The organism is Kitasatospora sp. NPDC054768 (assembly GCF_053612025.1).
Window position 1 is genome coordinate 1 of the sequence record NZ_JBSHBN010000162.1, and the last position, 21,167, is coordinate 21,167.

General features: G+C 67.8%; 15 protein-coding genes and 1 pseudogene. 11 read left to right on the forward strand and 5 right to left on the reverse strand.

Annotated features, from left to right (window positions below; all coding sequences use genetic code 11):
* Window positions 1–121: 121 nt before the first annotated feature.
* Window positions 122–1,438: a discoidin domain-containing protein gene (locus ACWGKU_RS33635; RefSeq protein ID WP_401046736.1), complete on the reverse strand. Its 1,317-nt coding sequence runs from the start codon at window positions 1,436–1,438 to the stop codon at window positions 122–124.
* Between the two features lie 494 nt (window positions 1,439–1,932).
* Window positions 1,933–2,226: a hypothetical protein gene (locus tag ACWGKU_RS33640; RefSeq protein ID WP_452177785.1), complete on the reverse strand. Its 294-nt coding sequence runs from the start codon at window positions 2,224–2,226 to the stop codon at window positions 1,933–1,935.
* Between the two features lie 593 nt (window positions 2,227–2,819).
* On the opposite strand from ACWGKU_RS33640, the gene ACWGKU_RS33645 reads away from it, so the two are divergent.
* From ACWGKU_RS33645 to ACWGKU_RS33655, 3 genes are all read left to right on the forward strand, one after another.
* Window positions 2,820–3,203, forward strand: a complete 384-nt coding sequence (locus tag ACWGKU_RS33645) for a transposase (protein ID WP_452177787.1) — start codon at window positions 2,820–2,822, stop codon at window positions 3,201–3,203.
* 204 nt (window positions 3,204–3,407) lie between these two features.
* The gene (locus ACWGKU_RS33650) at window positions 3,408–4,229 is read left to right on the forward strand and encodes a transposase (RefSeq protein ID WP_452177788.1); all 822 of its coding nucleotides are present in this window, start codon (window positions 3,408–3,410) and stop codon (window positions 4,227–4,229) included.
* 643 nt (window positions 4,230–4,872) lie between these two features.
* On the forward strand, window positions 4,873–5,268 hold the full coding sequence (locus ACWGKU_RS33655; RefSeq protein WP_452177789.1) for a DUF3307 domain-containing protein: 396 nt from the start codon (window positions 4,873–4,875) through the stop codon (window positions 5,266–5,268).
* Window positions 5,269–5,519: 251 nt separating this feature from the next.
* On the opposite strand, the gene ACWGKU_RS33660 is transcribed toward ACWGKU_RS33655, so the two are convergent.
* The gene (locus tag ACWGKU_RS33660; protein WP_452177790.1) at window positions 5,520–6,218 is read right to left on the reverse strand and encodes a Crp/Fnr family transcriptional regulator; all 699 of its coding nucleotides are present in this window, start codon (window positions 6,216–6,218) and stop codon (window positions 5,520–5,522) included.
* 279 nt (window positions 6,219–6,497) lie between these two features.
* Between ACWGKU_RS33660 and ACWGKU_RS33665 the strand changes: the two genes are divergently transcribed.
* The 8 genes from ACWGKU_RS33665 (at window position 6,498) to ACWGKU_RS33700 (ending at window position 20,224) form a co-directional block, all read left to right on the forward strand.
* A complete protein-coding gene (locus tag ACWGKU_RS33665) occupies window positions 6,498–7,346 on the forward strand; it encodes a hypothetical protein (protein ID WP_452177791.1) in 849 nt (282 codons plus the stop codon).
* Complete coding sequence (locus ACWGKU_RS33670) at window positions 7,343–7,669, forward strand: hypothetical protein (protein ID WP_452177792.1); 327 nt, start codon at window positions 7,343–7,345, stop codon at window positions 7,667–7,669. Before ACWGKU_RS33665 ends, ACWGKU_RS33670 begins: the two co-directional genes overlap by 4 nt.
* Window positions 7,660–8,442 (forward strand): hypothetical protein, encoded by a 783-nt coding sequence (locus tag ACWGKU_RS33675; RefSeq protein ID WP_452177793.1) that lies wholly within the window; start codon window positions 7,660–7,662, stop codon window positions 8,440–8,442. The genes ACWGKU_RS33670 and ACWGKU_RS33675 overlap by 10 nt, the downstream gene beginning before the upstream one ends.
* Before the next feature lie 313 nt (window positions 8,443–8,755).
* Window positions 8,756–9,946, forward strand: coding sequence for a hypothetical protein (locus ACWGKU_RS33680; protein ID WP_452177794.1), 1,191 nt, complete (start codon window positions 8,756–8,758; stop codon window positions 9,944–9,946).
* 97 nt (window positions 9,947–10,043) lie between these two features.
* Window positions 10,044–14,981, forward strand: coding sequence for an AAA family ATPase (locus ACWGKU_RS33685; protein ID WP_452177795.1), 4,938 nt, complete (start codon window positions 10,044–10,046; stop codon window positions 14,979–14,981).
* Between the two features lie 85 nt (window positions 14,982–15,066).
* Entirely contained in the window at window positions 15,067–15,327 is a 261-nt protein-coding gene (locus ACWGKU_RS33690; protein WP_452177796.1) for a hypothetical protein, read from the forward strand.
* Window positions 15,324–16,484 carry a hypothetical protein gene (locus ACWGKU_RS33695; RefSeq protein ID WP_452177797.1) on the forward strand — a complete coding sequence of 387 codons (1,161 nt, stop codon included), beginning with the start codon at window positions 15,324–15,326 and terminating at the stop codon, window positions 16,482–16,484. The genes ACWGKU_RS33690 and ACWGKU_RS33695 overlap by 4 nt, the downstream gene beginning before the upstream one ends.
* An 83-nt stretch (window positions 16,485–16,567) precedes the next feature.
* The gene (locus ACWGKU_RS33700) at window positions 16,568–20,224 is read left to right on the forward strand and encodes a PIN domain-containing protein (RefSeq protein ID WP_452177798.1); all 3,657 of its coding nucleotides are present in this window, start codon (window positions 16,568–16,570) and stop codon (window positions 20,222–20,224) included.
* A gap of 398 nt (window positions 20,225–20,622) precedes the next feature.
* On the opposite strand, the pseudogene ACWGKU_RS33705 reads toward ACWGKU_RS33700, so the two are convergent.
* Both ACWGKU_RS33705 and ACWGKU_RS33710 read right to left on the reverse strand, forming a co-directional pair.
* Window positions 20,623–20,754: pseudogene (locus ACWGKU_RS33705) on the reverse strand (family 1 glycosylhydrolase); the annotation flags it as partial.
* A gap of 192 nt (window positions 20,755–20,946) precedes the next feature.
* Window positions 20,947–21,167, reverse strand: a 221-nt coding sequence (locus tag ACWGKU_RS33710) for a transposase (protein ID WP_452191679.1), incomplete at its 5' end; no start/stop codon positions are given.

The following is a 21,167-nucleotide window of genomic DNA, read 5'->3' on the forward strand; positions in this document are numbered from 1 at the left end:
GTCACGTCGGTGACCTGGCTGACCGCGCCGAGCGCGATGACCGTGCGGGGGACGCGCCGCCCCTGCCCGGGGGGGGGGGGCGGCGCGTCCGGACGGCGGCCGGTGGTGGCCAGGTACATCATCAGTGGCAGCTGTACTTCGGGCTGGTGTCCTTGACCTGGCCGTCCGTTCCGACATAGCTCCAGCCGTAGCCGGAGTCGGTGAAGTCCAGCTTCAGCACGCCGTACTCGCCGCTGATCCGCTTCTGGCTGTTCGGCTGGACCTGCTCGATCGGGTACGGCTCCGCGCCGCCCATGCCGCCGACGATCTCCACGATCCCGTCCGCGGTGGCCTTCCCGTCCGGGTCCTGCGGGGCGAACCGCTCGTAGTGGTGGTCGTGCCCGTTCAGCACCAGGTCGGCCTTGGCACCGTAGAGGATCTTCCACACCGGCCGGGAGACCGGGTCGTTGCCGTGCCCGCCCGAGGAGTACAGCGGGTGGTGCCAATAGGCGGCCACGCACTTCTTCGCGTTGGCCGCGAGGTCGGCCTTGAGCCAGTCGATCTGGGCGCTCTGGTCGAAGGCGTTGGAGTCCAGGGCGACGAAGTGCCAGTTGCCCTCGTCGAAGCTGTACCAGCTCTTTCCCTGCGGGTAGGCGATGCTGCCGAAGTACGCCTTGTACCCGGCGAGCGACCCGGCCGGGTCGTAGGTCTCGTGGTTGCCCGGCACCGGGTGGGTCTTCGCCTTGAACGCCCCCCAGGTCTTGTCGTAGTAGTTGCGGAAGTCCGTCAACCTGGCGTCGTCGTACTGGTTGTCACCCATCGTCAGGTAGAACCTCGGGTCGATCCGCTGGGCCAGCGCGGCCGTCTTCGGATGCGCACAGCCGCTGTCCGAGGCGGTGCACTGCGCGGCGATGTCGCCCGCCGCCACCACGGTGAACGCCCCGCCCGGCGTGGTGCCGGTCGGTGACGGGCCGGTCGGTGACGGACCGCCGTCCGGCACCCCGTACACCTGCATCTCGAACAGCGAGTACCCGTACGACGTCCCGCGCGCCGTCCCGTACATCCGGACGTAGCGGCCCCTGGCTCCCAGCCCCGGCCAATCGTCCGTCCCGCCGTTGCCGGCCTTCTCCTCCGCCACCGTCGTCCAGGTCACGCCGTCCGCCGACACCTCGACCCGGTACGCCTTCGCGTAGGCGGCCTCCCAGCTCAGCTTCACCCGCGAGATCCCCGCGCTCCCTCCGAGGTCCACCAGCAGCCACTGCGGGTCCTCTCCCTCCGCACTCGCCCACCGCGTGGAGGCGCTCCCGTCGAACGCCTTCCCCGCCGCGTACGACGACCCCTCGGCGGACGAGGCCGTCGCGGCCTTCCCTTGCGAGATCAGCGGATCGCCCGCCGCCCCCGCCCGCTCGGACCAGCCGAGCAACAGGCCGCCGAGCAACGCGAGCACAGCGGCGAACACTCCGACACGAACAGGCCTTGCCGAGACACCCAGACGCATCCCTGACTCCATGACCTTGAGAAACGGCGAGAGCTGGACTCCGGTCCACACCACACGAACTCACCGGCAAGCGGCGTCACACCGCCGCGGCGGCCGGGTCAGAGCTCTCACTGAGCGCGTCACGCCCCTCCTGCACGGACGCCGCGCCAAGCCGCCAGCCGACAGCGTAATAGAAAGTAAAGTTCCCTATCAATAGGGCGACGACACCGTCCCGTCGCCCGTATCGTGCCGCCGCCCGGCCCGAGTGCCCCACAGGGCAATCGGGTTGACCGTCCGTCATGATCCATCGCCGCAGACCGTTCCCGGTGTGCCGCGACGCGATCGCGGTACCGGGCGCACGAGGCCTTCGGCGTGCACGCTGCACTGGCCGACTTCGTCCGGCGCGACTCCGGCCGGGCCATTGCGCGGCCGGGCGAGTAGGGCATGCCGTTGATGGTCCAGCCGCATTCCGGGCTCTATTGGAAGAGAAAGGCACGGGTGGCCACCGCCGCGTCAGGATTCAGCCGCTCGACGGTGCCGAGAGGGTCCGGCGCCGTGGAGCCGTCCGAGACTGGTCCCGATGCAACATCGAAGCGCATGACCTCGCTGGTGGTTCCGCTGCCGAGTCGGTTGACCAGCCATACCGAAGTACCCTGCCGGTAGCGCGAGAAGTCGACGACGACGTCGAAGCGTTCTGCCGGTGCAAGATCCAACATGTCATGACGCAAGGGCTGTTCGAGCAACCCGCCGGCCCCGCCGACCTGGACCACGCCCCCGCCCCCGGGCGGCCGCGGATCGAGCGCCGGGACACCGGTCCTCCGGCCCGGGACGGCCGGGAGGCGCATCGGGCCAGCGGGCAGACCGCTGCCGTGGAGGAAGACCACCAACCGGTTCCGGATCCTGTGCTTCGCCGTGACCCTGCGCTGAGAGGTCATGAGTTCGCCCTCGCCGGGAGAGTGGCCGACACCGGCCATGCTCGGCCTCGCCACTCACAGAGCGCACATGAATCGCTCACAACCCGCAGGGAAGGACCAGGTCATGGCCTCCAGTGCGCCCCCGCCGCCCGGCGCGGCGCCGAACTCGATCACGGCCCCGATCCCCGACCAATCCGCCCGACCTCGACCCACGCCGGCGCGCCGACCGTCAGAGCGCGAAAGACAGCTCGGCATCGGTGTCAAGGCTGGCATCAGCGGCCTGAGGCGCCCGGCAACCCAGGGCTAACGAGCCCACCGCGCTCGGTGGGTGGCGATCAGGTCGCGGTACCAGGCGTACGAGGCCTTCGGGCCCTCTCTGTCAGCCTTGGGTGAGACGTCCCGCTTTGTCGGGTTAGCCTGAGAGGGCCCGAGTAGGAGTTCCATCCCTGATGACCAGCACCAAGCCGTCCGCAGCCGACCCGGCTCCCAGGCCGAAGCGCCGCACGTTCAGCCCCGAGTACAAGCTGCGGATCGTCGCCGAGTACGACGCCGCGCCCGAGGGCGAGAAGGGTGCGGTCCTGCGCCGCGAGCGTCTGTACCACTCCCATGTCACCGAGTGGCGGGCCGCGCGCGATGCCGGGGCTCTGGGGAACCTGGTCGATCACCGCACGAGCCCGGCCCGTCCGAAGAAGTCTGCCGCCGAGGTCGAGAACGAGAAGCTGCGCCGACAGGTGGAACGGCTGGAGAAGGAGCTCGCTCGGAACAAGGCCGCGTTGGAGGTCCTGGGAAAAGCGTCGGCGCTCTTGGAAATGATCTCCGAGAGCGCGGACTGAGGCACGCCGCCGATCCCGTCGTGGACGAGGCGTTCACCGGCATCGAGGGCGAGCTGGGCACCACCGCCGCATGTCGGCTGACCGGCCGCTCCCGGGCCACCCACTACCGCAGGCTGAAGCCTCCGCCCCCCGCGCGGGCCCAGGTCCCCGCAGGTCCAGCCGTCGGCCCTCAAGGCCGAAGAACGTGCTGCGGTACTGGAGTTGATGAACAACCCCGAGTACGCCGAACTGCCTCCCGCACAGATCTGGGCCCGCGAGCTGGATACCGGGCGCTACCACTGCTCGGTCTCCACGATGTACCGGATCCTGCGTGAGCGCGGGCAGTCCGGTGAGCGCCGCCGCCAGGCCACCCACCCGGCCAGGACGGTGCCCGAACTGGTCGCCGACGGCCCCTCCCAGGTGTTCACCTGGGACATCACCAAAGCAGCCGGCCCCGGCAAGGGCATCTGGTACCACGCCTACGTCATCATCGACATCTTCAGCCGCCACATCGTCGGCCACACCGTCGAATCGGCCGAATCAGCCGAGCGGGCAGAGGAGTTGATTCGCGAGACCATCGCGCGCAACGGCATCGTCCCCGAAACCCTGCACGCCGACCGCGGCACCTCCATGACCAGCAAGAAGGTCTCCCAACTGCTGATCGATCTCGGCGTCACCAGGAGTCACTCGCGCCCCAAGGTCAGCAACGACAACCCCTACAGCGAGGCCCGGTTCAAGACCACCAAGTACATGTCCGACTACCCCGAGCGGTTCGACTCCCTGGCCCACGCCCGCGAATGGTTCGACGCCTTCATCTCGTACTACAACCACGAGCACAGGCACTCGGGCATCGGACTCCACACGCCCGCCAGTGTCCACTTCGGCACCGCGGAGGAGATCCGTGACCAGCGGGCCGTCACCCTCGCCGAGGCTTACTCGCGCCACCCCGAACGCTTCGGCCGCCGCCCCAGACCACCCGAAATCCCGAAAGCGGCGTGGATCAACGACCCCGCCAAACACAGGGAACCCGCACCACAAACCTCATAGCGTCACGACCGTCTCACTGGACTTGAAATCTTCCGGGGTGCGGCGCTGGGTCTCGAAGTCGACGTGGACGAGGCCGAAGCGCTGGTGGTAGCCCTCAGCCCGTCGAACAGGCTGTCATCCTACTGGCCGCCCAATCCCAAGACCACGAAGCGTTCCCGCGCTCTGAGGCTGTGTCGCGAGTAGCCATTCAGGGCCGCGATCCATCGGCCAACTGCCCGTGACCGGCGAGCGACTCCACAGCCTTGCCCGATGACCTCAGTGCGCCAGCGTACTGAGCAGCCGCAACCACTCAGGTCCTCCCGGCCGACGGCCCCAAGCTCACCACGACACCAGGAGTATTCGTGCCCTTGAGCAACACCCCCTCTCGCGCGGCCTGTTTCGCTGCCGTCTACGCCCTGTTGCGGTCGTCGGCTGATGCCGCGGACCGCTGGGTCCAGACCGACCATCAAGCCGACACCAACGGTCAGCGGGACGGCTTCCCGGGCCGATCCGCCCGCCCGAGTCGGCGCGCCTGCGCTACTCACTGCTGTTCTCTCGGGCTTGAGGGCCAAGTGGATGCAGAGGACACCAGGTTCTCCCAGCTCAGTGGCATGAACCGTCCATTGCCTGGTGCACGACAGGTGTCGTGGACAGCGGAGGCCTGATGCTGTTCTTTGAGAGCCTGCTGGCGCATCTGGCCGGCGACTACCTCATCCAGTCCGACTGGATGGCGACCGAGAAGGTCAAGCGCTGGTGGCCTGCAGTGGTTCATGGAACCACGTATGGACTGCCGTTCTTGCTGATCACGCAGTCCCCGCTCGCTCTGTTCGTGATCGTGGTGACGCACATCGTGCTGGACCGCTACCGGGCGGCGAAGTACCTGGTCTGGGCGAGGAACCTCTTGGCGCCCGCCGGTCGGCGGGTGAAGTGGGCCGACGTCCAGGCGAACCAAGGCTCGCCGGTGACCGTCCCGTCCGGTCTTGCGAACGCGCTGGTCATCATCGCGGACAACACGGTACATCTGGCGATCAACGCCGGCGCCCTGGCGTGGTGGGGGTGAGAGGCCGTGCCGTTCAACCTCCGGCGTCTCGTGACAATCGCCGCCGTGGCGAGCATCGGAGAAGTGCTGTCGCGCATCGGGCCCACGTATGGGGACACTGTCGACTGGAGTGCGGCGGAGAGGGTCTACGGAACGTCATTCCCGGCCGACTACCGGGCCTACGTCGCAGCCTTCGGTAGCGGTTCGATCGAGGAGACGCTGATCTCCTCGCCGGCGGCGGTTGTCAAACCAGAATCACCGCGTCCGGCTGATCACCAGCCGACCACCCAGCCTCCCAGCCTGGCCATGTACTCCTCCCAACGCGCCAGATCGATCGTCAACAGGCCCTTCCGGTGGAACCCTCCGATGGACATCTCTTCCACCAGACGCTCGGTCCGCTGCCGACCGAGTCGGAGCCCTTGAGCGAGATGATGCCGACTGATCCGGACCACCACCTCTTTAGCCAGTCCGCTACCGTGCCGCAGCTCATGGCGGACCAGCGGGCGCACCAAGCCGGCCATTCGAACCTCAGGATCGTCCAATCCCTGCACCAGATGCAGTTCCTCGAGCCGCGAGTTCAAGTAGCGGAGCCACGAGATCTCCATCCGTGAATCATCAAGGCTCTCCTGGAACCACGCGGCCCGTCCGATGGCCACCCGGCCGTCCGTGTGGGCGATGACCGTGGCGGTCCGCGGGGACCGACGGGTGCGCATCGCCGACTCCCCGAGGAAGTCACCGGCGATGCGGAACGCCTGGAACCAGGACCTATCCGCCCGGGTCTGGACGATCTCGAACACTCCTTCCTCCACCACGCACACCCACTCCGACGGCTGCCCTTGGACGATGAGCGTCTCACCGCGCCGGTAGGTCTCGCGGCGCCAGGTCCTGGTGATCTCGCTCAGCCGATCACCGCCCGCCAGGTCCTTCAGGGTGCGCCCCGGCCCCCACAGCCCCTCTGCACTCGCGTACATGCCCCACAGGCTAAGACACGCTCCGTGGTGGATCGGTCACTTTTTGGTCAATGCCGGATATTGCGGCCTTCCGGCATCCCCGGTGCTACTCTGATGAATTTTCTGCCACGTCTTCCTCAGCTTTTCCGCGCGCGCATACCACCATCCGCACGCGCGCCGTGTGTCGGAACAGCACTCCGCGCACCTCCTCTCCAACGCAAACTCCTTGGGCAAGACCCGCTGCCGGTCCATCAGGTATCCGGCCGGCCGCGGGGTCACTGACACCATCGGGAGGTTCCATTGCGCGCATCCGTGCCAGTCGGCGACGCTTCCAAGGGGACACTGCTGCCGGACCACCAGGCCGTCGTGGTACTGGACCAGGAAGGCTTCACCGAGCGGCCGAGCGCGGTGCAGGCCGCGCTCAGCGCAGCGATCGGCAGGATCGTCGACGAGGCGCTCTCCGCTGCAGGCCTCGACCATGTGCGGGACCACAAGAGGTTCGCCCGCAACACCGGCGATGGGCTGGTGTTCGGCTGCGCGCCGGGGTACCTCCCCGCCCTGACGCATCCCTTCCTGGCCGAGCTCGAGTCGGCGCTCACCCGCGAGCACGCCAGGGTCGGCACGGCGCCGATCCGACTGCGTGTGGCGATCAGTGCAGGACCACTCCCGGTCGACGGCGGACCGGGTGACGGCAGCGGCACGGCCAGGAACGAGGCCCATCGGCTCGTCGACTCCATCGTCCTCAAACATGCTCTGGCGCAGGCGAATCCCGAGGTGACCCATCTCGTCGCGATCGTCTCCGACCAGGTCTACCGGGACGTGGTGCTCGCTGGGTACAGCGGTCTGCATCAGAGCAGGTTCGCCCCCGTACTCGCTGCCGTCACCGGCAAACGGTTCCGGCAGCCCGCCTGGGTGCACGTCCCCGTACCATCGGGTGGCCTGGTCGCCCTTCCCTCGCCGCACGAGGACGTCCCACCGCCGGCCACAGGCTCGGAAGACGGTCGCCTCACTGCATGTCCTCCTCGCCAGGAGACCGTCACTCAGCAGGTCCAGCAGGGGATGGCCTTCGCCAACGGTGCCAGTGGCGATGTCAATCTCTCCTTCGTCCAGGCGACCGCCCCGACTGTTAGCGCGGAGCGGCTCCGGTGACCGCTCCTCCGAGCAGCCGGCCCACCGGTCTGCCTCCGGAGCACGGCCCGGACGGCACCGCACCGCACGTGGTCCAGGCCGTCCACCACGGTGCGGCGGTCTACGGTGCAACCGGCCACGTGAACATCACGTTCCAGCTGCTGCCGACCCCCGCCGACCCGCGGGGCACCAACGACCGGCCGGTCTCCAGTGCGGCCCACGTATTCGCGCTCGCTCTGGACGAGCTCGCCGTCCGGCTCCGCTCCTATTGGCGGAGGCTGGCCGTCCCGGCCGATCTCACCACACCGCCCGACTCCCGAGGAGGTACCGATTCATGGCACTGATTCCTCTCGTTCCCGCCGTCACCGGCGTGTTCGCTCTCGTCAGGCACCCGATGGCGGGCCCCACCCGGCCTTACCCGGCCTGCCTGCTCCTCCCCGACCCGGGGGGTGAGGATCTGCTGGAGCTCTCCCCCTCCGATGCCTGGCAGCGGCTCTACGGCCGCCACCGGGACACCGCCCTGAACCGCCGGATCTGGCAGCAGGCGATCCAGCTCGCCCAGCAGGAGGCCCTGGGGGCCACTGACCCGACCGGGCACCCGGTGTCGGGCTGGCGGCTGGCCCTGCTCTCGCTCGCCGTGCCCCGGCTGCGTTCAACGGTCCGCCGTCTCAGGTGGGAATTCGGCCTGGCCAGGGAAGAGTTGGAGTCAGCGGCCGTCCTCGGCCTGCTGACGCAGCTCCCCGACGTGGATCCGGAGCAGCAGGGCGCCGAGGGCCTTCTGATCCGGTCCGCAGTGCGGCACTGCTGGGCACTGGTCACCCCTCGGCGTAGTGAGCGGTCCGTGGCCGACATCAGTACCGTGGTGGACGCACAGCGGTCCTGCCCGGACCCGGCGGAGGAACTGGCATGGGAACTCTCCGTCACGCCGCCGGACCGCCCAGACGGTCTCGCCGCCACCCTGCACTTCACCGTCTCGCGAGCCAGTGTCGAGGGGATCCGGCTGGGTGCCCTCGCCGACCGCCTCGGGCTGCGGGAAGTCGTACACCGGGCCCGGCGCCCAGGGCCTGGTCCGCGAATCGGCAAGCTCGCACTGCAGCCGAGCCAGGCCCAGCGATGAAGGGCCATGACACGGCCCCGCTGACGTTCCCGGAGGTCTTCGGCCTACCGCTGACCGTCGACCTCGGGACGGCCGCCCGCGCGTTCGGCATCTGCCGAGGCACCGCGTACCGGCTCGTCGCCCGCAATGCCTTCCCCTGTCCAGTGCTACGACTCGGCTGGCGGTACCGGGTACCGACCACCGGTCTGCTGGGCGCCCTCGGTATCGACCGGTCTCCCGTTCGGTCCGTCGACCTCCTAACGGGCACCGCGCAGTCCGCACAGCGGAGGTACGACCCCTTCCCCCCCGCCCAATTGGAACCGGAGGACTTCGCATGACGACCACCGCGACGCACGGCCGATACGTGCCCCATCCGCTGGCAACTGCGGAGCCCGCGCCATTGCCGCTCCAACATGTGCCGTCCTGGCAGCAGCCGGACAAGCCGAGGAGCTGCTTCGTCATCGGTCCCGTCGGCGACCGCCACGCCGACGCGGGTTCCCCCTCCCGCCAGGCTTTCGAACAAACAGTTCAGGTGTTCGAAGCGATCATCCACCCGGCCTGCTCGGATCTCGGCATCGAACCCGTCCGAGCCGATCAGATCTCCCCTGCCGGCCAGTTCACCGGGAAGGTCCGTCGTCGCCTCCTGGAAGCAGACCTGGTCATTGCCGACGTCAGCGGCGCGGATCCGGCCGTCATGTACGAACTGGGCCTGCGACACTCCACCGACCGACCGGTCATCCACCTCGGCGAAATCGATCATCTTCGGTTCGACGTCGCGCCGATCCCGGTGATCAGGTTCGAACGCTCGGCCATCGGGATGATCAATGCACGGGAGGAGCTCACCGAAGCCCTCGCCCGTGCGATGCGAAAGGGCATCGGCCCGCTCACGGAGGCCAGTGCCCCCCAAGGCCAGCGTGTCCCCACAACGAAGGCTTCGCCCGATGCGGGCAACGAGCCGGACGACCCCGGCGAGGAGTCGCCCGGCCTCATCGAGCGGTTCGCCGAGCTGGAGCCGGACCTGGCGGCGATGTCCCGTGACCTGACGGCGATGACCGAGCTCATCACGGATGTCGCCGAGCTGACCGAACAGCTCGGTCCCGAGCTGCAGCGCGTCGCCCTGGACGGCAGTCCGATGGACGTCCGACTCGCCGTCACCCAGCGCTTGGCGGCGGCCCTGAGCGGCCCTTCCGCCGAACTGAGGGAGCACGCGTACCGGTTCACCGAGCGGATGGCAGGCCTCGACTCCAGTGTCCATGCCGCACTCGACCTCTTCGAGAGCACAGTTCCCACCGTCTGGAGCGACGATGACAGGAGCTTCCTGACCCAGCTCATCGCCATCTCCGCGGCGGCCCGGGAAGGCACCGAGACACTCGGCCTCTTCAAAATCATCATGGACGTGGTGATCGCAGTGCACCGGGAACTCCAAGGACCTGCACAGGACATCGCTGCTGCGGTGGCCCAACTGACGTTCGCGCTGACCATGGTGAAGACCTGGGAGCATCGGGCCCGGGTCCACGCGGCCTGACGATCACGGCGGCGGGTGCAGGCGCCCGCACTCGCCATCATACGGCTGGTTGCTCCGGCTCGGGGCCACCGGCCGGAGCATCTGAGGAGGAGTTCTCTTGGGACTGCGTCCCACCCATCTCGGCTACGCGTACCAGGACCTGCTGACGGCCATCACCCTCGTCGACGTCGTCCTCGGCCGCGCCACCTCGGTCATCGTCGACACCAAGGTCTTTCGCGGCGACCGTTTCGACGATGTGACGAGCACATGGCGGTCCGGCGGCCGTCAGCGGCTTCAAATCAAGCACACGGGACATGACCGCGAGCTCACGGCGAAAAGCTTCACGAGCGACCACCGGGGGCTGCGCCTGGACCTGCTGATCGCGGCCCTCGACCAGGACGTCCGCCGCTCCCCCGACACCACCTACCGGATCGCCCTCCGTGACACGGACCCGAAGGACCCTGTGCTGACCTCGGCCCTCAGGCCGGTGAGGACGAGCGACGATCCAGGGCCTGCCGTGCCGGGCCTGCACAGCACCCGCTACCGCTTCGACGCGCAAGCGCTGCGGGCCGCGGAGCCATGGCGGTCGATGGTCGCCGACCTGGACGACGACGTACTCCACCGAGCCTGCCAACGCCTCATCGTCGACGTCGGTCTCCCCGGTTGTTCCCTCGACATCCGCGCCCCCGGGACGGCCGAGCGCGTCCTGTTGCGCCGGCTCGCCGATGAGCTTGGCGCGGGACGGCCGCCGAACCGCCTCAGGACACCGGAGGACGTGGCTCTGGCACTCATCGAAGCCGCGAAGGCCGCCCGGGGCCTCGACGGAACGGTGACCCCGGGCGACCTCATCCCGCGGCTCGGCCTGGCCATCGACTTCGGGGCGGTCCGGGAGGGGCACCCCGTCGATCGGACGGTCGCCGTGGCACGGCCGAGGGTGCTGGCGGCGCTGACCAGCGCTGCGGAGGAAGCCTCCGCGCGCGGTGGTGTCGTCGTCCTGACCGGCGGCCCGGGCAGCGGAAAATCGTGGCTCTGTGAGCAACTCGCCGACCGGCTGTGCGAGGACTGGATCGTCGCCCGACACCACTGCTGGCTCGGCTCCGCCGATTCCCACCGGACGCGCCGTGTGCTCGACGACGTCGTTATCGGAAGCCTGCTCCGACAACTCGAATCGATCGCACCGGCGACCTTTGCCGAGGTCCGCCCTCGATACGCCGCCACCCGCGAGGTACTCTCCGCCGCTGTGGCCGGTATCCGTCGGGACTTCCCCGACCGGCAGGTGGCACTCATCGTCGACGGACTGGACCACATCGGCCGCGTCCGGGGACGCACGGTCGGAGCGGCATTCCACGAAGTAGTGGATCCCACCAGCGCGTTGATCGAGGAACTCTCGAGTCTCAGCCTCCCAGCCGGTGCGATGCTGCTTCTGGCCAGCCAGCCCGGCGATCACCTTGCCGCGGCAGGTGATCAGGACGTCGTCGCAGTGACCGTCCCTCCGCTCAATCGCTCCGAGACCCAACACTTGGCCGAGCGGTTCGGCGTCCCGGCCGCTCTGGAGTCATCGGCCGTCGGTTCCCGCGGTGGGGACCGGGCCCGTGCCGCGGTGGATCTCATCCAGTCCCGCTCCCGGGGCAATGCCCTGTACGCGACGTACCTCTGCCGCCAAGCGCTCGGCCCGGACCCGAGTCTCAGTGGCCCGTTGGGCGGTACCGCCGTGGCTCTGGACCCGCTCGACAGGCTCGGCGACGTTCCGGCGTCCGCGAGCGACCTCGACGAGTACTACGCCTACCTGCTGAACGGGCTCGGCCCGGACCAGCTCCAGGCAGTCAGGCTGCTCGCCGTATGCGACTTCGCCGTCACCCCCGAGGAGCTCCAGGAGATCTTCCCGCTCATCGCGCCGATGCTCACAGAAGCGCTCACCGCCATTGCACCCATCGTGGCGCAGCAGCCGGGAATCGGCGGTTTGAAGATCCATCACGAGAGCTTCAGCCGCTTCGCCCGGATGGAGGCCGGCAGCGCGCGATGGCTCGCCCTGGTCCGGACAGCGGCGGCGGAGTGGCTCACCGAACGAGGCTTCTTCACGGACACTCGCTCGTTCCGCCATCTCCCGGAACTCCTGGCCGACCTGGACCGCTATGACGATCTCGTCGACCTGATCGGACCCGACTTCCTCGGCCGCGCTGTCGCGGGGCTTCAGCCTCCGGCCGCGATCGTCCACACGTTGGCCTTCGTGGCCCGGTGCGGTGCCGCCCACGGCGACTGGCCGGTACTCATCCGCTGCGTCGAGCTACGTCGGGCCTTCGATACCTACGAGAACGAGAACCTCTCGGGAAGTCTCGTCGCCCACGCTGATGTACTCGTCGCGCTCCTTGGGGCGAATGCCGTCGCGGCCAGTCTCCTGTACGACGGCATCCCGACCGTCAGCGCGCGGTGGGGGCTGCAGCTCTGCGCCGAGGTCGACCGAGCAGGTGCACCCGCCCCATGGGAGGCCTACCTGACGGCATGGGAGGAGGCCCCCGACGACAATGTCCACTACGGCACCGACAGCGATCACGACGTGTTCCTGGCACAGCTTCGCGGTAGCCTACGGCTGCCCCGTCACCGTGCCCCGGGAGGCTCCCGGGTCGTTGGTGACGAGGACACGTTCGCGACCGCCGGACGCATCGCCGTGTTCCTCGGCCAGGACGGCTTGCCGGCGCTCCCCCGCGTCCTGGAGGTCATCCTCGACTGCGTGGGGCCGTCGCTGCTCCTGGCCAGTGTGCCGCTGATCGACCGCCCGGAAGCGCGTTCAGCCGCTCTGCTCCACCTGGCCGATAGGGCTGCCCGGAACGGCCACAGGCTGCCGTCGCCCCGCACTCTGGCGGTGGCGGCCTGGGCCTCCTCCGACAGCGAAGACCCACGGCGGCTGCTGCGTTGCAACGTCGCCAGCACCGACCTCGCCGCCGATGTCCTCGGCCCGGACATCGACGGGTGCCTTCGGACGGCGACCGAGGAAGCGTTGAACTACCCTTCCCAGTCCTGGGCCGGAGCGGTCCGTCGCTGGCTGATGCTCATCGCGGTCGCGCAGCAGTGTGATGCCCAGGCTCCGAACCGTGTGCTCTCGCTACTGGACGGCCGTGGGTTCTTCAGCGCGTGGCTGAGGTTCGCCGTTGCGGTCGTCGGCCTGCATCGGCAGGTGGCGCAAGGGGCGCTCACGCCGAAGACGGCGTCCACGACCGTCCGGGTCGCACTCGACCACCTCGCCCGGGCCGCCGAGCCTTTCGCTGGCAAGCCCCGTGCATGCGACCTCTGGTTCATCCATGACGACGTCCATGAAGTGGTTCTGGACGCCGCGAGGTTACTGGTCGAGGACGACCTCGAAGCTGCGCTGAGCTCCCTCATGAACATCAGTGAAGGCACCACCACATCGCTGTCAGGCATGGGAGACTCAGGTCCGCTCGTAACCACCGACCTGCTCGCCGTGCTGAGCCGCACCGTCGACCACACCGGTGCCGCCATCGTCCACCACCTCATGGGCCGACTGCGCGACGAGCACGCAGGCCAGCGCCAACTGTATACGGAGAGCGCGGACTTCGAGCTGGGCATGGCCCGGATCAGCCTCCTCGCGAACGACACTGTGGAAGCCCAAGCATGCTGGGAGCGGGCCGCCCGCTACATGGCCGCATATGGCAGTCACAAGGACGCCACCATCTACGAACTGCTCGATCCGATGCCAGACCTCGCAGCAATCGACCCCACAAGGGCCCGGGCCAGACTCGAACAGGTCCAACCACTCACCTATCTGGTCGCCCACCACACGGACGGGCGCAGCACCTCCGGAACCCCTCACGCCTGGTGGCGTCTCCTCGCGGACATCGACCCCCAGAGCGCCGCAACACTGGCCGCGGAGGTGCTCCTCGCCGAGCCCGGACTGCCCGACGCGTACTCGGAAGCCGCGCACCATCAACTCCTCGTCCAACAATCCGACTCCGCGGATGCGGTCGTATTGGCGGCCCTGAGAATCGCCGCCGGGGCGCAAGGCTGCCATCACGACCTGGACACCGCGTTGCTCCGGCGGCTTGCGGAGCTACCGGACGGCGATCGGGCACGGCGCGCAAACCTCCTGCCCATCCTCACGAATGCGATCACGAGTACGTACGACGACCAGTTCCTCACCTACGCATCGAAAGAGAGCGGCCCTGATTCGGCAGGCGCACTCCGGAGCGCCGCGCACCGGCTCGCCGGCGACGGGGCGTCCCCGCTGTCCGTCAAGAAGAAGCCGGACAATCCGCCGAACCCCAGGAGGAGTTCCCGCGATGCGGCCGGCCTCCTCGATTCCCCCCGGCACCTGACTCTGCCACCAGGCACCACTGGTCTGATAACCGCTGTCCGGGACTACTACGGCAGGTCCGATCGTTCCGGAACCACCGCACCCCGATGGTCGATCGACGCCCTGACGGCTGCGATCGGACTGCGGCTCATCGAGGTTGCCGCCATCAGCGGAACCGACGCGGCCGCCCGGCTGATCCATCACATCGCCGACGAAATGGACCTCTTCGACCGTGGTGAACTCCTCACCGGCCTGGCCACCAGCCTGACGTTGCACGGCGGCAGCGATCCGGGAGTTCCGGATCGTCTGGCCGCACTCGCCCTCAGCCTGGCGTTCACGAGAATCCGAGGCCGTGGGGGCTTCCTCACTTTCGCGGGCCGTGACCGGCTGGACCTCTGGCAGCGCGCTCACGACCTGGATGCAGCAACCGCCGCCAGCTGTCTCGCCCACCAGGTCGCCGAAGCCGTCTCCGGTGCCCAAGTACGGCACAATCGGCGTCACCCAGGCGGTCGTAGCGGCGTTCACCGTTCGTTTCCCTGGGGCGACGGACCCACAGGCCGCCAGTGGGTCCGTCCCGGGTCCCAGGGCCTTCGACTGCTGGGACGAGGCGTTCGCCGTCATCTCACACAGACTGCCTGGCGAGCCCGACCTCGGAGCCGGGGCCTACCGGTCGCCATGCGAGCCGGGCGGGCAGCCTCACATCGATGCGGCACTGGCCCTCCTCGGCATCGCAACGGTCGCCACACCTGACCGCTCGGGCCGGCGCCGCGGGCTCCTGTCCGCAAGCGTACTACTGGCAACACGTCCGGAAACGGCACAGATCGCCATGGCCCGGGTGCTCAGTGCCGACCTCGGTGCCGGCCCGCTCGGCTGGCTGCTCCAGGTCCTGCACGAAGAGCCGCTGCCGGAAGGGCTCGACGACGGTCTCGCCGATCGGATCACGGCCCTCGCGCGCAGCACGATGCTTTCCGTCCGTGCAGAGGCCTCTCGTGTGCTGGAAGCCTCCGGCCGGCCGGTGCCCGATCCGCCGGCGACCCGGGCGCATCCGTTTCTCACCCATGCCCTCGCCGACGCACAGCGCGAGGAGGAGCGATGAACCTGAACGTCCACGCGTTCGCCGAAGCAGTCGTCGAAGAGCACCTCGGCCAGCGGTTGGACCATGCCAGCCGGATTCCGGGCCTGAGCGAAGCGGTGATCGGCCTAGTGGCCGAGGCGTTCACAGGTCCGTCTGAGCAACTCATGCACGCTCAGCTCAGACTTCTGAACCGGCCCGGCAGCACGGACTTCCCCGATGCCTACCTGGCCGACGAATCAGCGGCGGAGGACGCGCTCCAGCACGCTGCTGCCGGTCTACGGGTAGCATTCGCACAGTCCGGAAGGCTGGTCGATGCGCGTCAATTCGAGCGCGCGCTGTCCGATCGACTGCACGATGACCCACGCCTCGCCCTCCGCGCCGAACGTGCGCGGGTACCACGTCCGCTGACCCGCCCGGTTCCACTGGCATGGTCGGTCGATCCCGCACCTTGGTACCGGGACGGCGGTCTCGAGGAAGGGCCCTGGCCGCCGAACGGTGCCAATGCCCTCGCGGGACTTCGGCGCCTACCGGGCGGAGCATCAGCCTTGGCTCACGTCACTGACGGCCCGTACACGGGGTGGACCCAGTTCGCGATGATGGAACGGCATCGCGCACCCGCCAGAAGCTACCCCCCGTGCCCTGCTCGCCAAGTCCTCGTCGCAGTTGGACTCGAGGTCGGCCCGGATGACCCCGCGCCACGATCCCTTCCATTCGCGCGGTCTCGTCATCAGGTATGGACGGTACCGTGGCAGCGGCTTGGTCCGACAACTTCCCCCGCTGAAGTCGCGGGCGGTCTCTCCGCCGGGAACCGGCCGCTGACGGCGCTCACCGATGCGGGCCACACCGATCCGAACCACGCGCGTACTGGTCTCGGCACGCCACCATATGTGCTCGCCCCGGCCTTGGCTGCCGTCGTGGCACTCGGGCTTCAACCGACCCAAGGCCTCTGCGGTTTCAGCCTCAGCGACGAAGACGGACCGGCAGTGATCAGCCGCCAGTGGCGCGGACACCTCGTCCACGACGGAAACTACCAGCCGCTGAAGCCGGCCGTAGAAGGCACCGATCTCCTGGTCCGCCCCGACCTGTTCTCCCGGCTTTGCGAAGCCGTCGGGTCCACCCGCCTGCATACCGGTGTCTCGGTCAGCTTCCACGCTGAAGCGGGCGATGACGGCGAATGACAGGCCTGCTCACCACTCGCTGTGCCGCGTAGTCGGCACTCGGTCAGAGTAGAACAGCCGCCCATTCTCGAGAGGGGTCTCATGTGACTTCACCACCGCGCCGCACCTACACCAACGCGACGATCGCCGGGCTCATGGCTCTCGCCCGCGGCGCGTGCTACTGGCCCGATTGCGGTGAACCGGTCATCCGCATGGTCGGCACCGAGCCCATGCTCAACCTGGAGATCGCCCACATCCGTGCCTTCGAGAACGGTGGTTCTCGGTTCGACCCGTCCTGGACCGTCAAACAGCGCAACAGCTTCGTCAACCTGATACTGCTGTGCCCACCGCATCACAAGACAATCGACGGCCCTCGAAGCGCCGAATACCCGGTGGCACTGCTGGAGGCGTGGAAGCACGACCGGGAGGTCGAGAGTCAGGGTGCGCTCGCGGGACTGCGGAACCTCGGTACGGTCGATCTGCTCGCCATGTTCACCGACTTCCGTGACGACATCGTCGTCGCGTTGAAGCAGCTGGCCCAGTCCGGCCCAGCGATCCTCGCCCGTCTGGATACTCGGACCGACTTCCCGGTGAGCCTGCTGACCTTGAGCCCGCGGGCGCAGGAAGAGGCACAGGACCTGGTGCAGTCGTGGCCGGCGGTGGAGCAGGCGGTAGGACTACTTCAAAGCTGCCCGACGGAGCGCGGAGCGCTCCTTCATCAATGGGCCACCCGGTTTCCGAGCTGGCTGGAGCAGGCACCCCCACATGCCTTCGCATGGCTGGCCCAACTCGCATCGGATTACGACGCCCACCAGGCCTCGGTCACATTCTTCAGGCGTTGCATCGACGATGGCGGCTTCCCACGGGACCTGTGGGTAGCGCTGACGGCACAGCAGCTCAGTGCGACCGGGGCGGATCAGGACGCACGTGACCTCCTGGTTGCCCACAGCAGCCCCAGCTCACCTCTGCTGACAGGCCTACGAGCGCTGTTCGACGGTGACTGGAACACGGCGTCGGCCAACTTCGAGCTCTGGCAACCGGAAACCCCGACCGGCCAGGCCTTCAAGGCCGGCCTTGAAGGCCTGGCCTACACCGCCGCCGGGCAGGACAGTATCGCCCTGGCCCGGCTGCGCAGCGCGGACCGTGACGGCACCCGGTCTGGTATCCAGATCATGATCTCTCGCATCCTTCTCGACCGGGCACGCCGAGGACGGAGCGAACACCGACTCACTGACGCGCTAGAAGCCTTCGCGTTGGCGATCAAGGCACGCGACGCACGTCGGAAATGGTTCGGCGACAGCGTGGAGCCCACAATGGTGGCAGCACAGGCAGCCCTGACCTGCGGGGATATCGCCACCGCATGGGAGCTGGTCCAAGAACGACCCAGCGGGCAGGCTCTTGCACACGAGGCACGTGATACCCGGATACTCGAGCAGCGGTCACTTCTCGCCGCGCTCACCGGCCGCCACGACGAAGCCCTGCGACTCCAGAGCCAGGTCAATAGCGCGTACGTCAGGGCTCAAGTCACAGCTTTGACCCTGGAGCGCGAAGCCGACGGCCAGACCACGGCTCCTCAGGTCCACGCCGCCTGGCAGGCTGTTTGGCGCGCGGCCACCACTGAGCAGGAGCAGCTCAGTGCTGCGAGGGCGATGGCCGAGTACGGGGCGGAGCCGGCCGACCTGCACCGTCTTGAGGACGCCCACCCCGAGACCGTCGCCGAGATCCGACTCATCACCCGGGCAGTGAGGACGAGTTCCGCCGGGGACCTCTCAGTGCTGCGCGCCAACGTCACCAAGAGCCGAATAATGGTTGTGATGCTGGCACAGCACTATGAAGTCAGCGGCGAACACGAGCTGCGGGCACGCACGCTGCGCTCGGGCGCTGAACACTGGCGGGACCCGCTCCTCATGGCGATGGCAGCTGACGCCTACCAGAACGCCGAGATGCCGACGCCGGCGAAGGAATGTGCACGGGCTGCCCTGGCACTCGCCGGCCCTGGCTGGGCCGGCCAAAGCAGGATGTATGCACTCGTGGTATCCGTAGAGCTCGCCGAGGGCAATACGGACCGGGCTGCCGACGCAGCGCGCAGCATGCTCGTGCACGATCCGCACAACCTCGACGCACGGTGGGCACTGGCCCACTGCCACGTGGCTCGCGGCCTGATTGTGGATGCATGGAACGTCCTGACCTACCAGGGGACACCCATCGAGCCCCGGACAGGACATGAGGCCCTGCTGTGGGTGAATCTCGGCGCGAGGCATTCCGGCGACGTGGACTTCGCCGACCAGGCCCTGACTCTGATGCGACGCTGGCCTGACAACGAGGAGGTCCTCGGCAGCCTCATCATGGCTTTGCACGTGAGCGCCGCCGGCAACCCGGAACGCTGGTCCGAGGGCTGCGGCAGCCGGCTGAGGGAGGCCACCGACCGATACCTGGAACGTTTCCCGAACAGCTCGCGCTTCCGGGCCGTGCAGATAGGGCCCGACGACGATCCACTAGTCCATATGGCCCACGAACTGAAGCAGGCCCATGAGAAGGCCGAGATGGTCCAGGGCAAGGTCCGTGCAGGAGAACTGCCTCTGGGGGTCGTCACGTGGGCAACCGGCCGCAGCTACGCCGAAGCCAGCCTGCACCGAAGCGCAGGCTGCGTCTATGCGCGCGATGCCACCGCCGGCGACTCGGCAGCTGAAGCGGTGGCATCGGCTCTGTCCCGTCGTACGGTCATCGATTCCACCAGCGCACACACCATCTCCCTGCTGGATCCGAGCCATGCCGAGCTTGTGATGGGCACGTTGGCGGAGGTGGTCACTACCGACCAGTTGTTCCAGGACGCCCTTCAGGCCGAGGAGTTCCTGACACTGCAGAGCGATCTCAGACTGAGTTGGGACGAGGCGGGCCAACAACCGAGGGTCCATATCGAGGATGCGAACGACCTGGTACGCCTACGCTCCACTTCGAGTCGACTCGTCGAGATCTTCGCCTCGGTCACTCGGGTTCCTCGCCCCGAACTGCGCTGCCTTCCGTTCCCTGGTAGGCAGAACCTCGCGTGGCTGACTGCCCCCGACTATGCGAAGGAGCACGGACTGGTCCTGTGGACCGACGACCGAGTCCTGCGTTCCATGGCCCTGGCTTACGGCATCCCAGGGTTCGGAACCCTCGACCTTCTTGACGCCATCTCCGCCGCGGGCCGACTCGGCGCACATGAGGTCCTTCTCATCAAAGCCGATCTCCTCCGGAACTACTACGTCGACATCGCCTTCTCCGCAGACCTGTTCGCAGCCGCAGCCCTCGCTGACAGGTGGCGCGCCTTGGGCGTCGCGTTCGCCCTCTCCCGCCCGCAGGCGTGGACGCGACCTCAGGCGGCAGCATCCTTCGTACTTGACTGTGTCGCCCACATCAGCGAGCAGCACCCACAGGACATCGGCCAATGGCTGGCATCCGCTTCCAACGGCCTCTCTCTGGCGTCATCGCCTGGTGCGGCGAACCAGAACCTCAAGGCCTTGGTTTGGCAGACCCTGAACCAACCGTGGGTCACCACCTCGTCGCTTCCGTTCGTCCTATCCGGGCTCCGACACGGCATTGCGATGTGCGACGACGCCGGTAGTCCTCTGGAGGACGCGCTCGAACAATTCTACGCCGCACTGGTCGACAAGTTCGGTCACCTGAGGGCCGCCAACCGACTCATGAAACTTTACGAGATCGCCCCCGACGCTGAGAAAGCCGCCGCCGCCCGTGTCGTACTGACCTACCGTGAACGCTGAACTTTCCTGCCGAATTCGTTCGACCGCCCCATACGCCGCCGGTTGATCACAGGTTCGCCGCACCTCCAGGCCCCTACACCCCGGGTCCGGCAGACCGCCTCGAGCGCACCGTGCGCCACCGCGCCTCGGAAGGACGCGACGGGGAGGACCGGCTCGCGGCAAGACGGCACAGATCCGGTGCGGCCGGCTCACGAGCCAATGGACCGTACGCCAATCACACCGCTGCGGCCAATGACCTGTTCTGGCCATCGACGAAAACCAATGGTGATGGCCCCAGGACTCGTCGAACACCCTGTTACTGCCTTCCGAACGCGGTACCCACCGCGGGCGTCGTCGTTCGACGAGACCCACCGAATGGCGTCACCCTTGACAGGTGACACTACTGTCGCGAATTCCAACTATCCTTCAGTGCCAGCACATTGGCCAGCAATGAGATCGCGATACCAGGCGTACGACGCCCTGAGGGTGCGGCGCCGGGTGGCGAAGTCGACGTGGACGAGGCCGAAGCGCTGATGGTAGCCCTCGGCCCATCGAACAGGCTGTCATCCTACTGGCCGCCCAATCCCAAGACCACAAGGCGGTCCCGCGTTCTGAGGCCGTGTCGCGAGTAGCCATTCAGGACCGCGAACCAACGGATAGCTGTCCATAGCAGGCGAGCGACTCCACAGCCTTGCCCGAAGAGCTCAGAGGGCATTTGATGAGAGTAGTTTGCCCTTTATCTCCTAGTAGGTTCCTCGCCAGGTTGGTGTGGTTTCGTCCGTTATGCGCTTGGCGAGGTTGTCAATCGAGGCGATGTGGATCATGGCTTCGGAGCTGGTCGGCAGTGTCTCGTAGTCGCGGGCCAGCCGGCGGCGCTGCATGATCCACCCCAGACTCCGTTCAACCACCCACCGCCTTTTCACCACGTGAAATCCGGGGACGTCGGACTTCCGGTGGACGACCT

What these genes read in the sequence shown, in the direction of transcription:
- ACWGKU_RS33650 (WP_452177788.1), top strand. Translation starts at nt 3,408, where the DNA reads ATGAACAACCCCGAGTACGCCGAACTGCCTCCCGCACAGATCTGGGCC.
- ACWGKU_RS33645 (WP_452177787.1), top strand. Translation starts at nt 2,820, where the DNA reads ATGACCAGCACCAAGCCGTCCGCAGCCGACCCGGCTCCCAGGCCGAAG.
- ACWGKU_RS33695 (WP_452177797.1), top strand. Translation starts at nt 15,324, where the DNA reads ATGAACCTGAACGTCCACGCGTTCGCCGAAGCAGTCGTCGAAGAGCAC.
- ACWGKU_RS33660 (WP_452177790.1), bottom strand. Translation starts at nt 6,218, where the DNA reads ATGTACGCGAGTGCAGAGGGGCTGTGGGGGCCGGGGCGCACCCTGAAG.
- ACWGKU_RS33680 (WP_452177794.1), top strand. Translation starts at nt 8,756, where the DNA reads ATGACGACCACCGCGACGCACGGCCGATACGTGCCCCATCCGCTGGCA.
- ACWGKU_RS33655 (WP_452177789.1), top strand. Translation starts at nt 4,873, where the DNA reads ATGCTGTTCTTTGAGAGCCTGCTGGCGCATCTGGCCGGCGACTACCTC.
- ACWGKU_RS33675 (WP_452177793.1), top strand. Translation starts at nt 7,660, where the DNA reads ATGGCACTGATTCCTCTCGTTCCCGCCGTCACCGGCGTGTTCGCTCTC.